General features: G+C 66.4%; 17 protein-coding genes. 7 read left to right on the forward strand and 10 right to left on the reverse strand.

Features of this window, described 5'->3' with window-relative positions:
• Positions 1-47: 47 nt before the first annotated feature.
• Together AC6CHY_RS01515 and AC6CHY_RS01520 are read left to right on the forward strand one after the other, a co-directional pair.
• Positions 48-887, forward strand: a complete 840-nt coding sequence (locus tag AC6CHY_RS01515) for an aldo/keto reductase (protein ID WP_217387347.1) — start codon at positions 48-50, stop codon at positions 885-887.
• A 113-nt stretch (positions 888-1,000) separates the two neighbouring features.
• Positions 1,001-1,324: a hypothetical protein gene (locus tag AC6CHY_RS01520; RefSeq protein ID WP_217387346.1), complete on the forward strand. Its 324-nt coding sequence runs from the start codon at positions 1,001-1,003 to the stop codon at positions 1,322-1,324.
• Positions 1,325-1,435: 111 nt separating this feature from the next.
• On the opposite strand, the gene AC6CHY_RS01525 is transcribed toward AC6CHY_RS01520, so the two are convergent.
• The gene (locus tag AC6CHY_RS01525) at positions 1,436-2,872 is read right to left on the reverse strand and encodes an MFS transporter (RefSeq protein WP_217387673.1); all 1,437 of its coding nucleotides are present in this window, start codon (positions 2,870-2,872) and stop codon (positions 1,436-1,438) included.
• Positions 2,873-3,161: 289 nt separating this feature from the next.
• On the opposite strand from AC6CHY_RS01525, the gene AC6CHY_RS01530 reads away from it, so the two are divergent.
• From AC6CHY_RS01530 to AC6CHY_RS01540, 3 genes are read left to right on the forward strand one after another with little or no spacing between them, the layout of a single operon-like run.
• Positions 3,162-3,830 carry a response regulator transcription factor gene (locus AC6CHY_RS01530; RefSeq protein ID WP_498225183.1) on the forward strand — a complete coding sequence of 223 codons (669 nt, stop codon included), beginning with the start codon at positions 3,162-3,164 and terminating at the stop codon, positions 3,828-3,830.
• On the forward strand, positions 3,827-5,263 hold the full coding sequence (locus AC6CHY_RS01535) for a sensor histidine kinase (RefSeq protein WP_498225184.1): 1,437 nt from the start codon (positions 3,827-3,829) through the stop codon (positions 5,261-5,263). The genes AC6CHY_RS01530 and AC6CHY_RS01535 overlap by 4 nt, the downstream gene beginning before the upstream one ends.
• Positions 5,260-6,261: a TAXI family TRAP transporter solute-binding subunit gene (locus AC6CHY_RS01540; protein WP_498225185.1), complete on the forward strand. Its 1,002-nt coding sequence runs from the start codon at positions 5,260-5,262 to the stop codon at positions 6,259-6,261. Before AC6CHY_RS01535 ends, AC6CHY_RS01540 begins: the two co-directional genes overlap by 4 nt.
• Positions 6,262-6,381: 120 nt before the next feature.
• Here AC6CHY_RS01540 and AC6CHY_RS01545 read toward each other — a convergent pair whose 3' ends face one another.
• Positions 6,382-7,743 carry a sugar porter family MFS transporter gene (locus AC6CHY_RS01545; RefSeq protein WP_498225186.1) on the reverse strand — a complete coding sequence of 454 codons (1,362 nt, stop codon included), beginning with the start codon at positions 7,741-7,743 and terminating at the stop codon, positions 6,382-6,384.
• A gap of 254 nt (positions 7,744-7,997) precedes the next feature.
• Between AC6CHY_RS01545 and AC6CHY_RS01550 the strand changes: the two genes are divergently transcribed.
• Positions 7,998-9,140, forward strand: coding sequence for an ROK family transcriptional regulator (locus tag AC6CHY_RS01550; protein WP_498225187.1), 1,143 nt, complete (start codon positions 7,998-8,000; stop codon positions 9,138-9,140).
• 228 nt (positions 9,141-9,368) lie between these two features.
• On the forward strand, positions 9,369-9,638 hold the full coding sequence (locus AC6CHY_RS01555; protein ID WP_217387340.1) for a peptidase associated/transthyretin-like domain-containing protein: 270 nt from the start codon (positions 9,369-9,371) through the stop codon (positions 9,636-9,638).
• Positions 9,639-9,889: 251 nt separating this feature from the next.
• Here the strand turns inward: AC6CHY_RS01555 and AC6CHY_RS01560 are convergent, their stop codons facing one another.
• The 8 genes from AC6CHY_RS01560 to AC6CHY_RS01595 form a co-directional block, all read right to left on the reverse strand.
• Entirely contained in the window at positions 9,890-10,057 is a 168-nt protein-coding gene (locus tag AC6CHY_RS01560; protein ID WP_217387339.1) for a hypothetical protein, read from the reverse strand.
• A 153-nt stretch (positions 10,058-10,210) separates the two neighbouring features.
• Positions 10,211-11,164, reverse strand: a complete 954-nt coding sequence (locus AC6CHY_RS01565) for an HNH endonuclease family protein (protein WP_498225188.1) — start codon at positions 11,162-11,164, stop codon at positions 10,211-10,213.
• A complete protein-coding gene (locus AC6CHY_RS01570) occupies positions 11,157-11,969 on the reverse strand; it encodes an excalibur calcium-binding domain-containing protein (protein WP_498225189.1) in 813 nt (270 codons plus the stop codon). The genes AC6CHY_RS01565 and AC6CHY_RS01570 overlap by 8 nt, the downstream gene beginning before the upstream one ends.
• A 302-nt stretch (positions 11,970-12,271) precedes the next feature.
• A complete protein-coding gene (locus tag AC6CHY_RS01575) occupies positions 12,272-13,471 on the reverse strand; it encodes a hypothetical protein (protein ID WP_498225190.1) in 1,200 nt (399 codons plus the stop codon).
• A 146-nt stretch (positions 13,472-13,617) separates the two neighbouring features.
• Positions 13,618-14,565, reverse strand: coding sequence for a hypothetical protein (locus tag AC6CHY_RS01580; RefSeq protein WP_498225191.1), 948 nt, complete (start codon positions 14,563-14,565; stop codon positions 13,618-13,620).
• A 38-nt stretch (positions 14,566-14,603) separates the two neighbouring features.
• Positions 14,604-15,419, reverse strand: coding sequence for an ABC transporter permease (locus tag AC6CHY_RS01585; protein WP_498225192.1), 816 nt, complete (start codon positions 15,417-15,419; stop codon positions 14,604-14,606).
• The gene (locus AC6CHY_RS01590; RefSeq protein WP_498225193.1) at positions 15,409-16,380 is read right to left on the reverse strand and encodes an ABC transporter ATP-binding protein; all 972 of its coding nucleotides are present in this window, start codon (positions 16,378-16,380) and stop codon (positions 15,409-15,411) included. The genes AC6CHY_RS01585 and AC6CHY_RS01590 overlap by 11 nt, the downstream gene beginning before the upstream one ends.
• On the reverse strand, positions 16,377-17,579 hold the full coding sequence (locus AC6CHY_RS01595; protein ID WP_498225194.1) for a LolA family protein: 1,203 nt from the start codon (positions 17,577-17,579) through the stop codon (positions 16,377-16,379). Before AC6CHY_RS01595 ends, AC6CHY_RS01590 begins: the two co-directional genes overlap by 4 nt.
• Between the last annotated feature and the right edge of the window lie 125 nt (positions 17,580-17,704).

Raw genomic sequence — 17,704 nt, forward strand, 5'->3', positions numbered from 1 at the left:
GGCACGCCACCATCAACACCTTTCCCGTCAATCCAAGGAGTATTCCCATGACCAGCTCAACGACCACCATCCCGACCGTCACCCTCAACGACGGCACCACCATGCCGCAACTTGGATACGGCGTCTTCCAGGTCCCGGACGACCAGACCACCGAGGCGGTGGCCACGGCCCTTGAAACCGGATACCGCAGCATCGACACCGCCGCCATTTACGGCAATGAGTCAGGAGTGGGACGTGCACTGGCCGAATCCGGCATCCAGCGCGACGAACTCTTCGTGACCACCAAGCTCTGGCTGGCTGACCTGGGCCGGGCGTCTGCGCGTGACGCCTTGTCCGCAAGCCTTGAGAGGCTCGGCCTGGACCATGTGGACCTTTACCTGATCCACTGGCCGGGCACCGACACCAATGCCTACCTCGAGTCCTGGCAGGCAATGGAGGAATTGCGCGCCGAGGGCCTGACCCGGTCCATTGGCGTCTCTAATTTCCTCCCCGGACAGCTCGAACGCATCTTCGAGCTCGGCGGCACGGTTCCGGCCGTTAACCAGGTGGAACTGCATCCCTTCCTGCAAAACCGGGAAACCGCGGCCATGAACCGCGCACACGGCATCGCGACCGAGGCCTGGAGCCCCTTGGCCCAGGGGGCCGTGTTGGATGACCCCTCCGTGTTGGCCGCCGCGCGGGTCCACGGGGTCACCCCGGCCCAGGTCGTCCTTCGCTGGCACCTGCAGCAGGGCAACGTGGTGATTCCGAAGTCAGTCACCGCCTCGCGCATGGCCTCGAACCTGGACGTTTTCGGGTTCCATCTGGACGCCGGCCAGGTCGCAGCGCTCGACGGGCTGGAACGGGACGGGCGCACCGGTCCGTTCCCCGGCACCTTCAACGGCTAGGAACCCAACGCATGGCGCCCGGTGGCCGCATCCCCGTTCTCGAGGGACGGCCACCGGACTTTGGGCCGCCTGCCCGCTTTACGGCCGCGACCCAAACGCGCGATACTCAAGACGTGGAACCGATCTTGCAGGTGATCCCCGGATGCCCGAATTCCGAATCCGCCCGGGAACTCTTTGCCACCGCGCTTGAACTGGAGGGCATCGCGGTTCCGGCCTTCGTGCGTGAAATCCGCACGGATCAGGAGGCAGCCCTCCACGATTTCCACGGATCTCCGAGCTTCAGCCTCAACGGCGCCGACCTCTTTGAATCCGGGACGGAACCGGCGGTGTCATGTCGTGTCTACCGAACCCCGAGTGGTTTCGCTGGCCAGCCGGACCTGGAGGACCTGCGCCGTGCCATCCGGGCATCGCAGGCCTCCCCCGGGTCAGCAGCCTAACCAATCCCCGGCACTCCCGGCGCCACACACAGAAAGCCACCCGCCTTCACGTTGGGACGCGTGATGACGGGTGGCTTCCTTTCCGGGGACGACCCCGGCGAAACGGTGGAACTAGGCGTCGACGAGATCCTTCTTGTCGCCGTCCTGGTCCTTGGCACCCTGGCCGTCGGCCTCGACGGCCTTGCCGTTCCAGGCGTGGCCCTGCTCGTTGTCCAGGTGCGTGGTCTTCTTGTTCTTCAGCGCGAAGATGTAGACCAGCAGCGAGATCGCGATGGCCACGGTGACGTAGGTGAAGAACAGGTCAACGCGGTCGGCCTTCTGCAGGGCAGCGCCGATCAGCGGGACGGTTCCGCCGAAGAGCGAGTTCGCGATGGCGTAGCCCAGTCCCACGCCCAGGGCGCGGATCGAGGCGGGGAACAGCTCGGCCTTCACCAGCGCGTTGATCGAGGTGTAGCCGCCGACGATGACCAGTCCGCCCATCATCAGCAGGAAGGCGAAGACCGGGTTCTGCGTCTTGGACAGCATCGAGAGCAGCGGCCAGGTGAACAGCACGCCGGTGATGCCGAACCAGAGCAGCAGCGGCTTGCGTCCGACCTTGTCGGAGATCATGCCGTAGACCGGCTGCAGCAGCATGAAGATGAACAGCGCCCAGAAGTTGATGACCGAGGTCTGGGTCTTTTCGATGCCCGAGGTGTCGTTCATGAACTTCAGGATGAAGTTTGTGTAGGTGTAGAAGGCAACGGTGCCGCCCAGGGTGATGCCGATGCAGACCAGCAGCGGCTTCCAGTACTGGGTGAAGAGCAGCTTCATGGTGCCCGGCTGGGCCTCGCCGGCAACGCCTGGCTTGTTGGCCGCGGCAACCTGCTCGGCGGAGACGGTTTCCTCCATGGTGCGGCGCAGCCACAACACGACGAGGGCCGCGACGCCGCCAATGGCAAACGGAATGCGCCAGCCCCACGCGGTGAGCGTCTCGTGGCTCATGGTGTTCTGCAGGATGACCAGCACCAGCAGGGCCATCATCTGGCCGCCGATCAGGGTCACGTACTGGAAGGAGGAGAAGAACCCGCGGCGCCTGGAGGTCGCGGCCTCGGACATGTAGGTGGCGCTGGTTCCGTACTCGCCACCCACCGAGAAGCCCTGCAGCAGGCGCACGAAGACCAGCAGGACCATGGCCCACATGCCAATGGCCTGCTGGGTCGGCAACAGCGCGATGGCGAAGGAACCGCCGCTCATCAGGGTGACCGAGAGGGTCAGCGCGGCCTTGCGGCCGTGGCGGTCGGCGTAGCGGCCGAAGAACCAGGCACCCACCGGACGCATCAGGAACGAGGTGGCGAAGACGGCCATGGCCTCGAGGCCCGCCTGCAGCTCGTTGGTCGAGTTGAAGAAGTGGGACTGGAAGTACGCGGCAAACACCGTGTAAACGTAGAGGTCAAACCACTCCACGAGGTTTCCGGCAGAGCCCTTGAGGATGTTGCTGACGGCCCTGCGGGTTGCCGCCGCCTCGCTTGCATCTTTGGTGCCGGCACCGGATCGCGGTGCCTTCTTCATGTTCTCCACGGCAGCTTGGCCCATGGGTTCCTCCTCTTGCGTTGGTGGCTCCCACAATCAACCGGGGCCTCAACCAAGGTAATCGTGAGACACGTTACAACCAACGTGAAAGCGAATTCCTAACACTTCCTTAGGAGTCCATCCCGCGTCCCGGCGGCGCCCGGGAAGGCTGCGGGCGGGGGCGGGAAACGCGAAGAAATGATACTCTCCAAGACGGGCGCACCGCGTATTTGCCCCCGTAAACCACGACTTTTTTACGACACACTCCACGAAGCAAGGAACCCGGGCCATGGACGTACTCATCGTAGAGGATGACGACTCCATGGCCGCGGCACTCACCGCCGCGGTGAAGTCCACCGGACACGGCGCCACCCGGGTCGCCCGCGGCACCGATGCCCTGCTCAGGCACCGCGACTTCGACGTGATCCTGCTGGATCTGGGATTGCCCGACATGGACGGACTCGAGGTGCTGCGCAAGCTGCGCCAGGTCTCCGATTCGCCCATCCTGATCCTCACCGCCCGCGACGACGAGCGCTCCGTCGTGCTGGGCCTGCGCTCGGGCGCCGACGACTACCTGATCAAGCCGGTCAAGCTCGTGGAACTGCTCGCCCGCATCGAGGCCGTCACCCGGCGGACCAAGGTTTCGGGCGGACGCCGCACCCCCCACATCCGCCTCGGCGAGTTGGCCATCGACCTGGACCGCCGCGTGGCCGAGATCGCCGGGACCGAGCTGGCCCTGACCCCCACCGAATTCGACCTGCTCTCCCTGCTGGCCCGCAACGCCGGCTCGGTGGTGACCCGCGAGCAAATCCTCGATGCCCTGTGGGGAGACGCCTTCCTGGCCTCCTCCCGCTCGCTGGACGTGCACCTGACCGGGCTGCGCTCCAAGCTGGGGCTGCCCGGCTTCATCGTCAACGTCCGCGGCGTCGGCTACCGCGTCGAGTCAGACCCGCAGTGAAGCTCCGCGTCCTGGGCGTGCTCAGCGTGCTGGTGCTGCTGGTGGTGTTGTTGGTGTCCAACGTGATCCTCACGTCCGCGGGCCGCGAGGTGACCCAGCAGCTGCAGATCAACCGGGTAGCCGCGCTGAACCGGATCGCCCAGGTGGCCTACGACGCGGCAACCGACGGGGACACCACGGTGCTGCAGCGGGACATGGACACCTACTCCGGCCTCTACGACGAGGGCCTGGTGGTGCGCCTGCAGCGGGACACCCTGGTCTCCGGAGGCCTGGACCCCGAACGGGCCGACGTGCGCGATGCCCTGGCCCGGGCCTCGCTGAACCTCTCCGACACCGCGCTGGATCCCGTCAGGCCCTTCGGCACGGGCACCGAGGTGATTTCCCGGTCCTTCGGCAGCGCCAGCCAGGTGCTCGGCGAGGCCGTCATGGAGGTCAATCTCGATGCCGCCCGCGACAAGCTGCGCTACCGCTGGCTGGTCACCGCCATCGCCGCCATCGCCCTGGCCGCGGTATTGCTGCTGCTGGCGGGCCGGGTCACCGGTTGGGTGCTGCGCCCGGTGCAGCGGCTCGGCGCGGCGGTGCGGGAATTCAAGGACACGGGCCACACTCCCGCGCTGCCGGAGGCCGGCCCCCCGGAGCTGCGCGAACTCTCCCGGTCCTTCACCGACATGGCAACCACCCTGGGCGAACTCATCGCCTCCCAGCGCCAGCTCATTGCAGACACCTCCCACCACCTGCGCAACCCGATCGGGGCACTGCGCCTGCGCGTGGATCTGCTGCTCCTTGAATTGCGCGAGGAGAAGGCCCGGGCCGCCGGGGCCGGGGTGCTCGCGGAACTTGAGCGCGTCGAGGAGATCCTGGACTCGGTGCTCAAGCTGGCCGTGGCCGAACACCGGGCACTCGAGGACTCGGCCGGTGTTTCCGCCGAGGTGCCCGAGGGCCCCGGATCCGGAAGGGTCAACGCCTTCGTGGTGCTCACCGAAGAGGTGGACCGAGCGCGGCCCGCCGCCCTGGCTGCCGGGTCAAGCCTGGTCCTGGCCACGGCCGAGGACCCCGGAGCGGAACTTTCCTGCAGCCGGATCGAACTGTCGCAAATGATCGGCGAGCTGCTGAACAACGCCGTCAAGTACGCGCCGGGGGCGGAGATCACCGCTTCGGTGCGCCGCGAAGGGTCGCGCACGATCCTCGAGGTCGCCGACACCGGCCCGGGCCTGGGCACGGAGCAGCTGGCCGCTGCCACCACCCGCTTCTGGCGTGCACCCGAGCATTCCTCGATCCGCGGCACCGGCATGGGCATGACGATCGTTGACAAGCTTGCCACCGCGAACGGCGGGCGGCTGGTGCTCTCGCCCCGCGAACCCCACGGGCTGCGCGCCCGCATCGAGTTCGGCGCAGTGGACACCGCACCCGGCCCCGGGCAGGGCACCGCATGACCAACTTTTCCCCCACACTTTTACCGGCCCGGCGCCAGGTGCTGCGCGCGGCCCTGGCCACCGGCGCGGCTGCCCTGCTGGCCCCGGCGCTCGCCTCCTGCGTCCCGGATTCCCGCCGCGCCTCCATCGTCGTTGCCGGCGGCGAACCGGGCGGTTTCTACCTGGAGTTCGCCACCCTGCTGGCCGCCTCCCTGCAACGGCACCGAGTGGCCGACACCGCCACGGTGAACCCCACCGGCGGCAGCCTGGACAACGTCGCCCAACTGGTTTCCGGGCGGGCGGACCTGGCCGTCGCGCTGGCCGACGCCGCTTCGCTCCAGGGCGGGACCTCCGGGGTGAACCGCGGACAGATCGCGGCGCTGGGCAAGGTCTACCAGAACTACGTCCACGCCGTGGTGCGTCGCGACGGCGGCATCAGGACCCTGGATGACCTCGCCGGGCGCACCGTGGCGGTGGGCATGCCAGGTTCCGGGACCTCGTTGATCACCCCGCGGCTGTTTGAGGTCGCCGGTCTGGAATCGAATCCCGCGGCCGGGGGCAGGCACGTGACAGTCAAGCCCCTGGGGCTCAACGACGGGGTCGCCGCGTTGTCCGGCGGGGAGGTGGACGCGCTCTTCTGGTCCGGCGGGGTGCCCACCGCCGCCATTGCCCAGGCCCACGCGGCCTCCGGGTTCGCGCTGCTGGATCTCTCGGCGCTGCTCCCGGGATTGCGCCAACGCGACGGCCCGTTCTACGACAAGGTGTTGGTACCGGCCGACAGCTATGCCGGGATCGACGAGGTCTGGACGGTCGGGGTGGCCAACCTGCTGCTGTGCCGCATGGACCTGGATGCCGAGACGGTGCGGCGCACCGTGGACCTGCTGGTGGGGCACGCCGACGAGCTGATTCCGCGCTCGAGCGTCGGGGTGCAGTTCCTGAGCCCGAATTCCCTCATCAACACCGCCGACGTTCCGCTGCACCCGGCCGCCGCCGCGGCCTACCGCGAACTGCACGGGTAGCACTTCCCCGCCGGCCGGTGCCCGGGGACAACGACATCGCCCCACGCCCCCTGCCCTGGCGGGCAAGTGGGCATGGGGCGATTCCCGCGAGGTCCCCAGGATCCGCGATGCTCCGGGGAATCAGAGCGTCATGTGCTCGAGCTGGCGACCGTTGGTCTCGCGCACCAGGCGCCAGACGAAGATGAATGAGAGCAACGCGAATCCCGCGTAGAGGCCATAGGCAACCTGCAGACCCTGGTCGGCGAGCGTCGGGAAGGTCGTGCTGACCGCGAAGTTCGCCAGCCACTGCGCCGCCGCTCCGATGCCCAGGGCCAGCGCCCGGATGTTGTTGGGGAACATCTCCCCCAGCAGCACCCACACCACCGGTCCCCAGCTGGCGCCGAAGCCGACGACGAAGAGGTTCGCCGCCACCAACGCGACCATGCCCCAGGAGCCCGGGAGGCTAAGCTCCCCGTTGAGCGTGACTGCCTGGGCGAAGGCCACCGCCATGGTTCCCAGCGACAGGGTCATCAGGGCGGAGCCGACCAGCAGCAGCAGCTTGCGGCCCACCTTGTCCACGAGCGAGATCGCCACAATGGTTGCCACGATGTTGGTGACCGAGGTGATCACGGAGATCGTGAACGAGTCGGATTCCTGGAACCCGACGGACTTCCACATCGTGGTGGAGTAGTAGAAGATCACGTTGATGCCCACGAGCTGCTGGAAGACCGAGAGCAGGATGCCGATCCACACCAGGGTCTTGAATCCGAACCTGCCGCCAAAGAGATCGGTGAAGCGCTGTCGCCTCTCGAGGTTCACCGTCGACTTGATCTCGGCGATCTTGCTTTCGGTCGCCGCTCCCGCTTCCATTCCCACCACGCCGATGAGCACCCGCCGGGCACCCTCGTCGTCGTTTTTCTCCACGAGGTAGCGCGGGGACTCGGGCAGCCGCGAGGCCAGGATCCCGTAGACCAGCGATGGCACCAGCAGGGTCAGGAACATCCAGCGCCAGGCTTCCAGTCCCAGCCACGCGCTTTGCGCCGCTCCACCGGCCAGCCGGGCGATCATCGCTGAAGCCAGGAACGCGAGGAAGATGCCGCTGACCAGCGCGAGTTGCTGCAACGTGGCCAGGCGGCCGCGTTGCCTCGAGGGTGCGATTTCGGCAATGTATGCCGGTGCAATCACCGAGGCAAAGCCCACGCCGATGCCGCCGACAAAACGCCACCAGATCAGGTCCCACACGCCGAAGGCGAACCCGCAGCCGACCGCGCTGACCGAAAGCAGGGCACTGGCGACAAGCATCGTGCGGACCCGGCCGAAGCGTTGCGAACACACCCCGGCATACCAGGCCCCCAGTGCGGCACCCAGCAGGGCGCAGGAAACGGTGAAGCCCAGCAGGCCCGAACCCAGCGAGAACTGCTCGCGCACCGCGTCAACGGTTCCGTTGATGATCGCGCTGTCGTAGCCAAAGAGGAATCCACCCAGTGCGGCGGCCGATGCCATGCCCACCAGCCTGGCAGTCACCCGTCCGTCGTTCTGGTCCGGGGCCGCTACGCGCGTCGCCTTAGGCACCGGTGCCCTCGAATCCGCCCGTTGCGTCCAGCTGTGCCTGCGGCAGCCCATAAGATTGGTCCACGTTGAAATCTCCTCGGATCCATTAGTAAGACTCAATTAGTAAGGGAGCCTAAATATTGTGATGTCCAGCATAGGGCACTGCGATAGTATTTGGAAAGACTGCCTAACCAAAGGACCATTCCATGACCACCGGAGCCCCCTCCGGAGCCGCCGCCGGGCCCCTGCCGCGGACGCTGGCCGCCGCGACCGACCGACGTTTCCTGGAGCACCTGCTGGTCCACGGCCCCAGCTCGCGCGCCGACATCGCCTCGTCCACGGGGCTCTCGCGCCCCACCGCGTCGGAGGCGGCCACGCGCCTCTCGGCAACCGGCCTGCTGAGAACAATCCAAACGCCGCCGGCGAAAAAGCGGGGCCGGATACCGGAGATCTATGACCTGGATCCCGCCTACGGACACACGCTCTCGCTCGCTGCGGCTGCGGGGCGGACCCGGGTGCAAACCCACGACCTGCGCGGCGAATTGCTCCACGACGCCGCCCGCGACCTGCCCGATTCGACGACGCCGGCGGAATTCGAGGCAACCCTGCGCGAACTTGTCACCACCGCGGTCACCGCCACCGGCTCGCCGTGCCTGGCCGCCACCGCCTCGCAGGGAAATCCCGTGGATCCTGTTTCCCAGCGGGCCGTGGTGCTTCCGGCCTCGGCGTTTCCGGAAGGGCGCGGCGACGTTGCCGCGCTGTTGCGCGAAGTCTGCGGCGGGCCCGTCCGCATGGACAACGACGTCAACTGGGCGACCCTGGCAGAACAGCGCATCGGCGTCGCCCGCGGCATCGACGAACTCATCCTGGTCTATCTGGGACCTGGCATCGGCGCCGGTTTGGTGATGTCCGGAACCGTGCAGCGCGGCCGACACGGTGCTGCCGGCGAGCTGAGCTACCTGCGCTCCGGAGGCCGAACCTTGATCAGCCAGTTGCTGGAATACGGAGTGGCGACCCCGGGCAGGGACCGGCTGGACGTCGCCGAGTGCCTGACCCTCCTTGCCTCCACCCCCGCCCCGGAGAACGCGCGACTTTTTGTCGAGGCCATTGCCCGGCAGATCAGCAACATCGCCGCCATCACCGATCCGCAGGCAGTGGTGCTCAGCGGCCCGATCGCCGAAAGCGCCGCCTTCATGCGGCTGCTCGAAGTGGCCCTGCAACCGCTGCTGCTCAATTCCGGCCTGGAGGTGTTGTCCGGCTCCCTGGGCGAGGACGCTCCCTTGACCGGGGCCAGCCTGGCCGCCCGGGACATGGCTGAATCCCGCTTCTGGAGCAGCTACCGCTGCTGAGGCGAGGTTTCCCTTCCGGACCGGCGGCGCCGTATCGGGGACAACCTGACGGCGTCAATACGTGGAACCGAGGCCATCGGGTTTTCATCCCACATCGCCATGCACCCGCCCAGCACCTTCGCCGCCCGCATCGCTTCCCCGAGGATCCGCGCGCCAACGCGGCGTTGCATGCGTTTACGCCCGAAATGCGAAAGAATGGGCCTTCACATTCACGAAGGCGAGTCCCACATGATTACTCTCAAGCAAGATGCAGACGGCAACGTTCGCATGCGTGCCATCTACCCCAAGGGCGCACGGGTTAATGTCATCTTTACCGACGGCACACAGGAAGAATTCACGGGCCAGCGCCTGAATGAACTGCGTGAAGCCGCCAACGCCGCGTTCCGGCTGGCCAACGCCCTGGATGCCAAGGGCTTTGACCGCAACAAGGGCAAGCCGGTGGCCCGGAACAAAATTGTCGAGTTTGTGCCGGTCAGCCCCGGCTCATCCAAGCGTTAACCGAACATTGCCGGGGGCTTCCATTTGCCCAATGTGTTGCCGGCGTCCCCTGCAGCCAGCCCAATCGATCCCCCGGCGGACAGTCAAACACCCGGCGCAGGGACCTCAATAGTGGTCAAGCAAGCATTTTGCTGCCCGTTGATGGGTATCGCACTGACTGACAGAATGCCGCCATTTAGCATCGGTTCTTCTCGTCATGGGCGATGGCCAGGCCGGTGATTCCTGGACCGACGGTGTTATCAGCATTCTTCTCAACGCTTGGAAGAATCTGAATCCGTGCCCTCGGCCGCACCGTGTTCGACGGGCTCGGTGCCGGCTTCCATGGCTTCCTTGAGCCGGGGGTCCTTGGGCACCTCGCCGTGCGGCGGACGGTCGTAGAACTTCTTGTAGCGTTCGTCCTCGTGATGGTTGTTGCCCATGGCGTGCCTCCCGGGAAAGGGTTCGGATACCCCAACCGTGGCACCTGTTCAGGCTCTTGGCAACAGTCTCCCGCCAGAGGATGCGACTAAGCCCGGGCCGAGGAATTCAAGCCAGGTGACTGCGAAATCCGACCCTGACCGGCGCCCGGTGCCTTAGCCGGCCGGGACCGTCTGGTTCGGGCACTGCGTGGTGAGGATCCGCTTGATGCCTTCATGTTCGGCCTTGGTCATCCACAATCCGTGCTTGGCTTTAACAGCAGTTTGACGGGCAACGTAGGAGCAGCGGAACGACTTGTTGGGCGGAAGCCAGCTTGCCGCATCCGAATCTCCTTTTGAGGCATTGGACGGACCGTCGACCGCCAGAAGGTTCAGTGGATCGTTGGCAAAGGACACCCGCTGCTCCTCGGACATCTTTTGCGCACCTTTTTGCCAGGCATCGGACAGGGCGACCACGTGGTCGATCTGGACCTGGGTGCTGGTCCCCTGGCCACGCACAAAATCAATCCGCTTTCCGGTGAACGGGTCGGAGAGGACCCCGCTGGTGACAACGCAGCCATTTGTTCCCGGTTTCACGGCGATCCCGGCCAGGTCCCGGCGCAGCATGTCGTTGCGGGCGTCGCAGCCGTTGCGGTCCGGATCCTTCCAGCCGCTGCCGAACAGGCTTCGCTCGTAGCCCGTCTTCGGCGCCCTCCCCTTGACGGGAATGCCGGCGAGCTGGTGCAGGGTCGTGCCCGGCTTGCCCTTCGCGCCACTTCCCGTCCCGGAAGGTGCAGTCGGGACCGCGGATTCAGGCGAAGGAGACTTCGACGATTCGACCGTCGGACGTGTTTCTTCCAACGCAGGTTCAGGCGCCGGTTCGGCAACGATTGGGGTGGGCTCGGGCGCCTCCGACCAAATCACAAGTGGTTCGGCGGAGGGCGCCTCGGACCAGATGACGGGAGCGGCAACGGCGGGCGTTTCGGCGCCGGTCCCCGCGCAGGACGTCAGGACCAGTCCCAGTGCCAGCAGCACGGCCGACAGCGGGCCGGCAGATCCAAACCCATTTCGGGGCAGCTGGGGTTTCTTCGCCCCGGCACCGAAGAGTGTCGATCTAGCGCTACTACTCACAGGCGACACCATCGCCGTCCCGGTCAAGTTTTTTGCTGTAGCCCGGATCTCCCCTATAGATCGGTGCCGCTCCCGCAGCCCTTACCGCTGAGCAGTTCGCGTAAGAGGTGCTGCCGGTGAATGTCTGCATCTTGGTCTCGGCCGCCTGCTGCTCCTCGCGAGCTTCTTCGGCGACCCGGGCGGCCCGGGCTTCCTGTTCACGGACCTTTGCTGTCTGGGCATCCGCAGCCTTCTTGGCGGCCTTGGCCTCGGCAGCCTTCTCCGCCTTCGCGGCGGCGACCGCCTTCGCTTCCTTGGCGTCGGCATCTGACTTCGCCTTGGCAGCGGCGGCTTCTTCCGCCTGCTTTTTCGCTTCGGCGGCCTTCTTGGCTTCGGCTTCGCGTGCCAGTGCCAGATCGGCCTCGGCTCGCTCATGGGTGTCCTGGTCGACCCAGACCAGGACACCTGCCGAATCCGCATCGCAGTAATTGCTCGCGGCTCCCTGGGTCATGACCTGATAGTCGAATTCACAGGGCTTGCCGACGTGGCTCGCGAGATCGGTCGGAAGTGTTTCGGCCACCGCAGGCTCCTCGACCAAAGCCTCCGGGCTCATGTTTCCGTCGGTTCCGCTCAGCGCCCCTCCGGCAAACGTGAGTATCAATGCCGCGCCGGCGACGCCGGCGCCGATCTTCCGGTTCGGGATCCTTGCCCATTTGATGCCGTTGGCCATCAACGCCACGATGCCCAGGACCAGGGCAATCAGTCCTGCAAAAATCATCAGCCCCGGCAGAGCGCCGGAGGTTGCCAGCAGGATGAGGGCCAGCACGGCGATCCCCAACCATATCCATCTCTTATTTGTGCGTCTGTTTGACGGCGCTGGTTCTCTACCCCAAGTCATGATTTCCCCATAGCTTCAACTAATCCAACCAATAGGCCAAACCATAGCCACTATTTCCCAATTGGTCATTTCTTACCCTGGCGAACGATGCCCTGAATCGTCGCAACCATCGACTGACCTAGATATATGCACTCGGGGGCACGTCGATTGTGAACCCCGTTCATTAACGCGCCGGAGGCGGGACAGCACAAGTTGCGCTGACCCGCCTCCGGATGTCTTGGCCGACTTTGTTAGCGGACCACCCGCTCGAATCCGGCGCTGCCGGAGCCGGTCCACCGATATAGCTCCAGCGTCGCGGCTTCCTGTTTGTGCCCGCTGGAGTAGTCGTCGAAGTCGCGGGCAACATAGAAGTAGCCATGGCCGACCGGTTCGATGCCGACATCGGACTTGAACTCCCAGCCGAAGATCCCGGTGGCCTCGTCCGGGATCCCGGCCTGAAGCAACGGCACCAGAAGCCCGGTTTTGTTTCCGGGCTGGCCCTCAAGAACGCCCTTGGCAGGGGCCACTGTGCCATCCACGACGTAGAGGGTGCGGTTCGGGTATCCCGGCTTGGAGCCGCGGTAGACCCCGAGGTACCAGTTCTTGCTGTGTTCGTCGTAGGCCAGGTTCTGGACCCCGAAGTTGGTGTTGCCGGTGTGGATAAAGTACTTTGCACCCACGGTGGCGGGGCCGGAGACGTGCGGATCGTCCTGGGTCAGCGGGCGGGCGAATTCACCCCACGTGGATACGTCGTATTGGAGGATGACCTGGTGGTTGTTGTCCTCACGATTGAGGTTGCGGTAGACCCCATAGGCCACCATCAGTTGCTGCTTGCCGTTGGCGGAACCGAAGGCCGGGCCGAAGGAAACGCCGTCGATGCCGCTGGAACCGTAGCGGTGGTCGGCGGTGTTGGCGGTGTCGCCGTCAAAGACCCCGTTCCCGTCCAGGTCGGCGGCGAAGTCCTTGGCCACTTCCTCCAGGTGGACGGCGGTGACGATGCCGGAGTCCTCGGCATCCATGCCTACCCCGGTGATCTTCTCGACGTCGAAGATCGCAATGTAGAAGGACTCGGCCGCCTTGTACTCGAGCGAACCGTAGACCCGGCCGTCGTGCGCGTTGAAGTCCAGGTCACCCAGGTGCCCGGTGAAGCCCTCGACGGTGCCAATGACGTGGCCGGACAGGTCGGTCTTCACCAGCATGTTGGTGAACGAGTGGTAGACAAAGCCGCCCTTTTCATCGATGGCGATGCCCTGGATGTGCCCGGCGTCCCAGGAGCCGGATTCGATGATTTGCGGGTATCCGTCGATGGCTTTCTCGGGTGCCGCGTGCACGGGAGGGCCCTGCGGATCCGGGGCGCCGGCGGCCAGAGCCGCGCCGGGGATGCCGGCTCCGGCGAGCAGGACGAGGGAAAGTGAGAGGGCCGCGGTGGCGAGCCAGGGTTTTTTGGGCATGGTGTGGATGTCCTTGGGTGCGATGGGGCAGACGTGGTCCGGGCACCCCAACACCCGCACTTTCCCCACGTTGCCGCACCGAAACCAACACTTGGCCGGCGGGGCATTAACTCTTCGAGAACTTCTCCTCTCCGGCCCCGTGCAGCTTAGTCCCGGATCAGGTCTTCGGCCTCCACGCCTGCCCAGCTCAGCACCCGCAACGCACGCAGGGTGTTCCAGCGGCTCGGCTTGCCCTGCGGCACATCGACATCCAGATACGTCTGGCCGGGCCAGGTGACCCCGGATTCCCAGCGTCCGTCCTCGCCACGCTTGGCCAGCAGCGCCTCAACGGCCGGCTCCAGCCGCATGTCGACCGGTCCTCCCGAGTCCCGGAAATAGTCCAGGGAACGCAGCACGTCGTAGAACCAATACGGCGGGAAGGAAAAGTTCAGGTAGCGGCCCTCGGCCACCTCCCCGGTGCCCAGCCGCTTGAAGCCCGAGCGTTTGAGCAGGTATTCCTCGCCGCGTGTCCGGGCCTCGGCGAGCGCGGCGGGAGCCTCCCCCACAGCCCGTTCATGTTCGAGCAGTCCCTCCAGCACGCAGAGGGTCGTGTCGAAGGAGGAAACCTTGGAGTTTTCGGGGGCCTCGCAGTTCCACCCGCCGTCGGGCAACTGCTCGCCCAGCAGGCGTGCGAGAATCCTTTCGCTGCCCGCACCGAGCTTCCCAAAGTACGCCGCCTGGGCTAGCACCCCTCCGTTGATGCACGGTTCGACCTCGCCATGGAAATAGGGGAGATTGTCCCAGTACTTCCAGGTGACCGAATCGTGGACCTTGTCCACCGCGGCGAGCACATCCGGGTCCGAGGGGCGGGCACCCAGCCGGCGCAGCAGCGCCAGCGACCAGAAGACCGACCTGCGGCTCTGGTCCTCGCCGTATTCCTCGTTGTCCCAGTACCCGCCCGCATCCTGGAGCGCCAGCAGCTGCGCGCCGAAGCCCTCGAGGGCAACGCGGTCCCGTTCCGCTGCCGACTCGGCCTCCGGGGCATCGAGCAGGTCGCGCTGGACCTGCCAGCGGATGGATGGATCGGAGTCAAGCAACCAGGCCACAATGTCCATTTCCCCATTGTTGCGTCCCCGAGGCCGGGTCGCCAGTGTCAGGAGAGAACGTCCTTGCTGGCGAACCGGCCGTAGGCCAGGGCACCGAAGACCAGCAGGTACCCGCCCTGCAGCAGCGCATTCTGCCCGAATTCGCTCCAGCGGATCGGGTCGCGCAACAGGTCGGCGAAGCCCAGCCAATGGTGGGTGAACAGCCACGGATGCAGCCAGTCCAGTTGCGGCAGCTGGCCCAGGATCTGCGCGGTCACCGCAAGTACCGCGGTGGCTGCCATGGCGCCGACGGGCACGTCGGTCAGCGTGGAGATGAACAGGCCCAGCATGGTCAGCCCCAGCAGCGACACCGCAACATAGAGGGCCACCAACCCCACGCGCAACACCGCGGCCGGCGCGGAGATGGTTGTTCCCGACAGCAGGGTCACCGGTCCCGTGGGAAAGAGCAACGCCCCGATGCCCAGTCCGCACAGGGCCACCATGGCCGCGGCGGCCAGGGCGAAAAGCGCCGCCACGGCGAACTTGACCAGCAGCAGGCGCGGGCGCGAGACCGGCGCGGTGAGGAGGTAGCGCAGCGTCCCGGTCCCCGCCTCCCCGGCGATCGTGTCTCCGGAAACCACGGCGATGGTCAGCGGCAGGAAGAGCGGGATGCACACCAGGAGCCCTGTGATCGCCACGAACAAGCCGTTTCCCGCCACCCGGTCCAGGAACGCCGGTCCTCGCCCGGTGGGCGGGCCGGAGGTCAGGCGCACCGCGACGGCGATGAGCACCGGCACGGCTCCCAGTGCCAGGAGCATGGCCCAGGTGCGGCGGCGCCGAAAAAGCAGCGCCACTTCGTTGGCCAGCAGTCCGCTACTGGACAAGGTCGAATCCCTCCCCCGTCAGCGCCACGAACCGCTCTTCGAGGCTTGCCGCCTGGACAGTGAAGCCGCGCACCCTCACACCGGCGGCAACGAGTTCCTCCACCAGCCGCTCGGGCTCGGGTGCCTCCGGGCCCAGCGCCGCGTCAAGAACCCCGTCCTGCCCGCCGGGCACCGGATCCTGTCGTGCCTCAAGGCCCAGTCGGGCCAGCACGGCCAGGGCCACGCCGGTGTCGGGGGTGCGCAGGGAAACCACGCGTCGGCCATCGGCCCGCAATTCCTCAAGCGTCCCCTGGGCGACAAGGTTTCCGACGCTCATCACCGCCACATGGCTGCAGGTCTGCTCGATCTCGCTGAGGAGGTGGCTGGAGACGAAGACCGTGGTGCCTTCGGTGGCCAGCACCCGGATCAGGTGCCTGACCTCGCGGGTTCCCTGCGGGTCCAGCCCGTTGGTCGGCTCGTCAAGGACCAGCAACTCGCGCTCATTGACCAGCGCGTTGGCGATCCCCAGCCGCTGCTTCATGCCCAGCGAGTAGGCGTGCACCGCCAGTCGTGCCGCCTTGCCCAACCCGACTTTGTCCAGGGCGGCGTCCACGCGGCGACCGCGGGTGGACGCGTCGGATTCGTGGTTGGCGGAGTCAAGGCGGATCAGGTTGGAGCGCCCGGAGAGGAACGGGTAGAACGCCGGCCCCTCGATCAGCGAGCCCACCCTTGGCAGCACGCGGGAGGCCGCGGCGGGCATGGGTTCGGAGAGCAGGGAGATGCTGCCGCTGTCCGGGGTCGCCAGGCCCAGCAGCATCCGGATAGTGGTGGTCTTGCCCGAACCGTTGGGTCCGAGGAATCCGAAGATCGACCCGCGCGGCACCGCCAGGTCCAGGTCGTTGACCGCGCGGCGCTTTCCGAAGCTCTTGCCCAGCCCCGTCGTGTGGATGGCCAGGTCTCCGGGTTCCGGCAAGGCCGTCATTGGTTGTTGGCCGCGGCCTGCAGCCTGTCGACAGTCACGGCGCCGATGACCATGCGTCCGTCGTCGGTGACCAGGATGTTGAGCAGTGAGGTATGCAGCAGCTTCCCGCCCTCGACAGGCGTGGCCAGCTGGTTCAGCAGTTCGTTGTTGGCCAGGTCCTTGGGGACCTCCTTGGCGGGAACCACCACCACGGTGTCCCAGCCCGTGCCGTTGATCGTCGCGGGATGACCTGCCGGGTTCTTGGGCCCGGGCTTTGCGTTCTTGTCCTTGGCTCCGGTCTTGTGCTCAAGGAAGGGCTTCGGGATCTTGTGCCCGTTGGCCTTGGCCTTGGCACGCGGGCCGTGGTCGGGCTTGTGGTCGAGGAACTTCTTCGCGATCTTGTGCTCGGTCACCTCGGCCCCCGGCGGCGGAGTGAATTCAAAGAGGTCCGCAGCCGGTGTCTCGGGGGTGAAGGTCGTGAATCCGACGGCGATGGCCGGATCCTCTTGCCCCACTGCGTCCACCACGACCTCCAGTGGAGCGCCGGTGGCGGCATCGACCCCGATGCTCACCTTGGCAATCAGTGATCCGTCGCTGCGCGGGACCAATTCGAGGATGTAGGCGTCGCGGCCCGCCACGCGGGTGTCGTCCTGCACGCTCATCTCGGTGTTCGGCCCCATCGCCTCGATGAGGCGGTCCGCCACCACGCCGGGGGTTGGCGGCTGCATCGTGTGCCGTGGCGGCCCGGCATGCCGGGGCACCTTGGGAAGGACCAGGTGGACGGCGGTGTTCTCGGCCGAGTCGTAGTGCCACAGGGAGGAGCCGTTGCGGATGAAGTTCTGTTCGTCCATTCCATCCATGACCTGGATCCGGGCCTTCTCCGGTCCGTCAACGTAGACGCGGGCCTCGTGGGTTCCAGACAGGGCCGAGAGCATTCCCAGCAGGTTTGCGCCGGCCGTTTCCGGGGCACCGTCGGTGTCGGTGTCGCCTTCGGACCCCGGGGACCCGGGTTGCTGCATCATGCCGGAGCTTCCCGGATCCGGCAGCTGCGGGATCCCCAGGTCCAGCGTTGCCCGGGCGGTGCCGGAGAAGTCGACGACGCTGGATCCGGCTATCATCTGCAGGACCTGCTGCGGCGTCTTGGGCTCGAGCTCCACCTGTGCGTTGGCGGAGAACGAGGCACCCACGGCGAAGGCCGCAATGACTGCCGGTGCCAGCACGGCGGGTATCCATTTCTTGAGCACAGCAGGTTTCACAGCCATCAATCCCCATCAAGCATCTCGGTATCTCCACCGTACGCCGGTGCGGCAGCGTTGGCGATGCCCGGCGGGCGCACCCGGCGCGG

It is taken from the genome of Paeniglutamicibacter sp. GQ140, assembly GCF_059759235.1.

Excerpts from the sequence above, each read along its gene's own strand:
- AC6CHY_RS01590 (WP_498225193.1), bottom strand. The coding sequence starts at position 16,380 with ATGACGGCCTTGCCGGAACCCGGAGACCTGGCCATCCACACGACGGGG.
- AC6CHY_RS01530 (WP_498225183.1), top strand. The coding sequence starts at position 3,162 with ATGGACGTACTCATCGTAGAGGATGACGACTCCATGGCCGCGGCACTC.
- AC6CHY_RS01560 (WP_217387339.1), bottom strand. The coding sequence starts at position 10,057 with ATGGGCAACAACCATCACGAGGACGAACGCTACAAGAAGTTCTACGAC.
- AC6CHY_RS01545 (WP_498225186.1), bottom strand. The coding sequence starts at position 7,743 with ATGGCATCGGCCGCCGCACTGGGTGGATTCCTCTTTGGCTACGACAGC.
- AC6CHY_RS01515 (WP_217387347.1), top strand. The coding sequence starts at position 48 with ATGACCAGCTCAACGACCACCATCCCGACCGTCACCCTCAACGACGGC.
- AC6CHY_RS01575 (WP_498225190.1), bottom strand. The coding sequence starts at position 13,471 with ATGCCCAAAAAACCCTGGCTCGCCACCGCGGCCCTCTCACTTTCCCTC.
- AC6CHY_RS01580 (WP_498225191.1), bottom strand. The coding sequence starts at position 14,565 with ATGGACATTGTGGCCTGGTTGCTTGACTCCGATCCATCCATCCGCTGG.
- AC6CHY_RS01540 (WP_498225185.1), top strand. The coding sequence starts at position 5,260 with ATGACCAACTTTTCCCCCACACTTTTACCGGCCCGGCGCCAGGTGCTG.
- AC6CHY_RS01555 (WP_217387340.1), top strand. The coding sequence starts at position 9,369 with ATGATTACTCTCAAGCAAGATGCAGACGGCAACGTTCGCATGCGTGCC.
- AC6CHY_RS01550 (WP_498225187.1), top strand. The coding sequence starts at position 7,998 with ATGACCACCGGAGCCCCCTCCGGAGCCGCCGCCGGGCCCCTGCCGCGG.
- AC6CHY_RS01525 (WP_217387673.1), bottom strand. The coding sequence starts at position 2,872 with ATGAAGAAGGCACCGCGATCCGGTGCCGGCACCAAAGATGCAAGCGAG.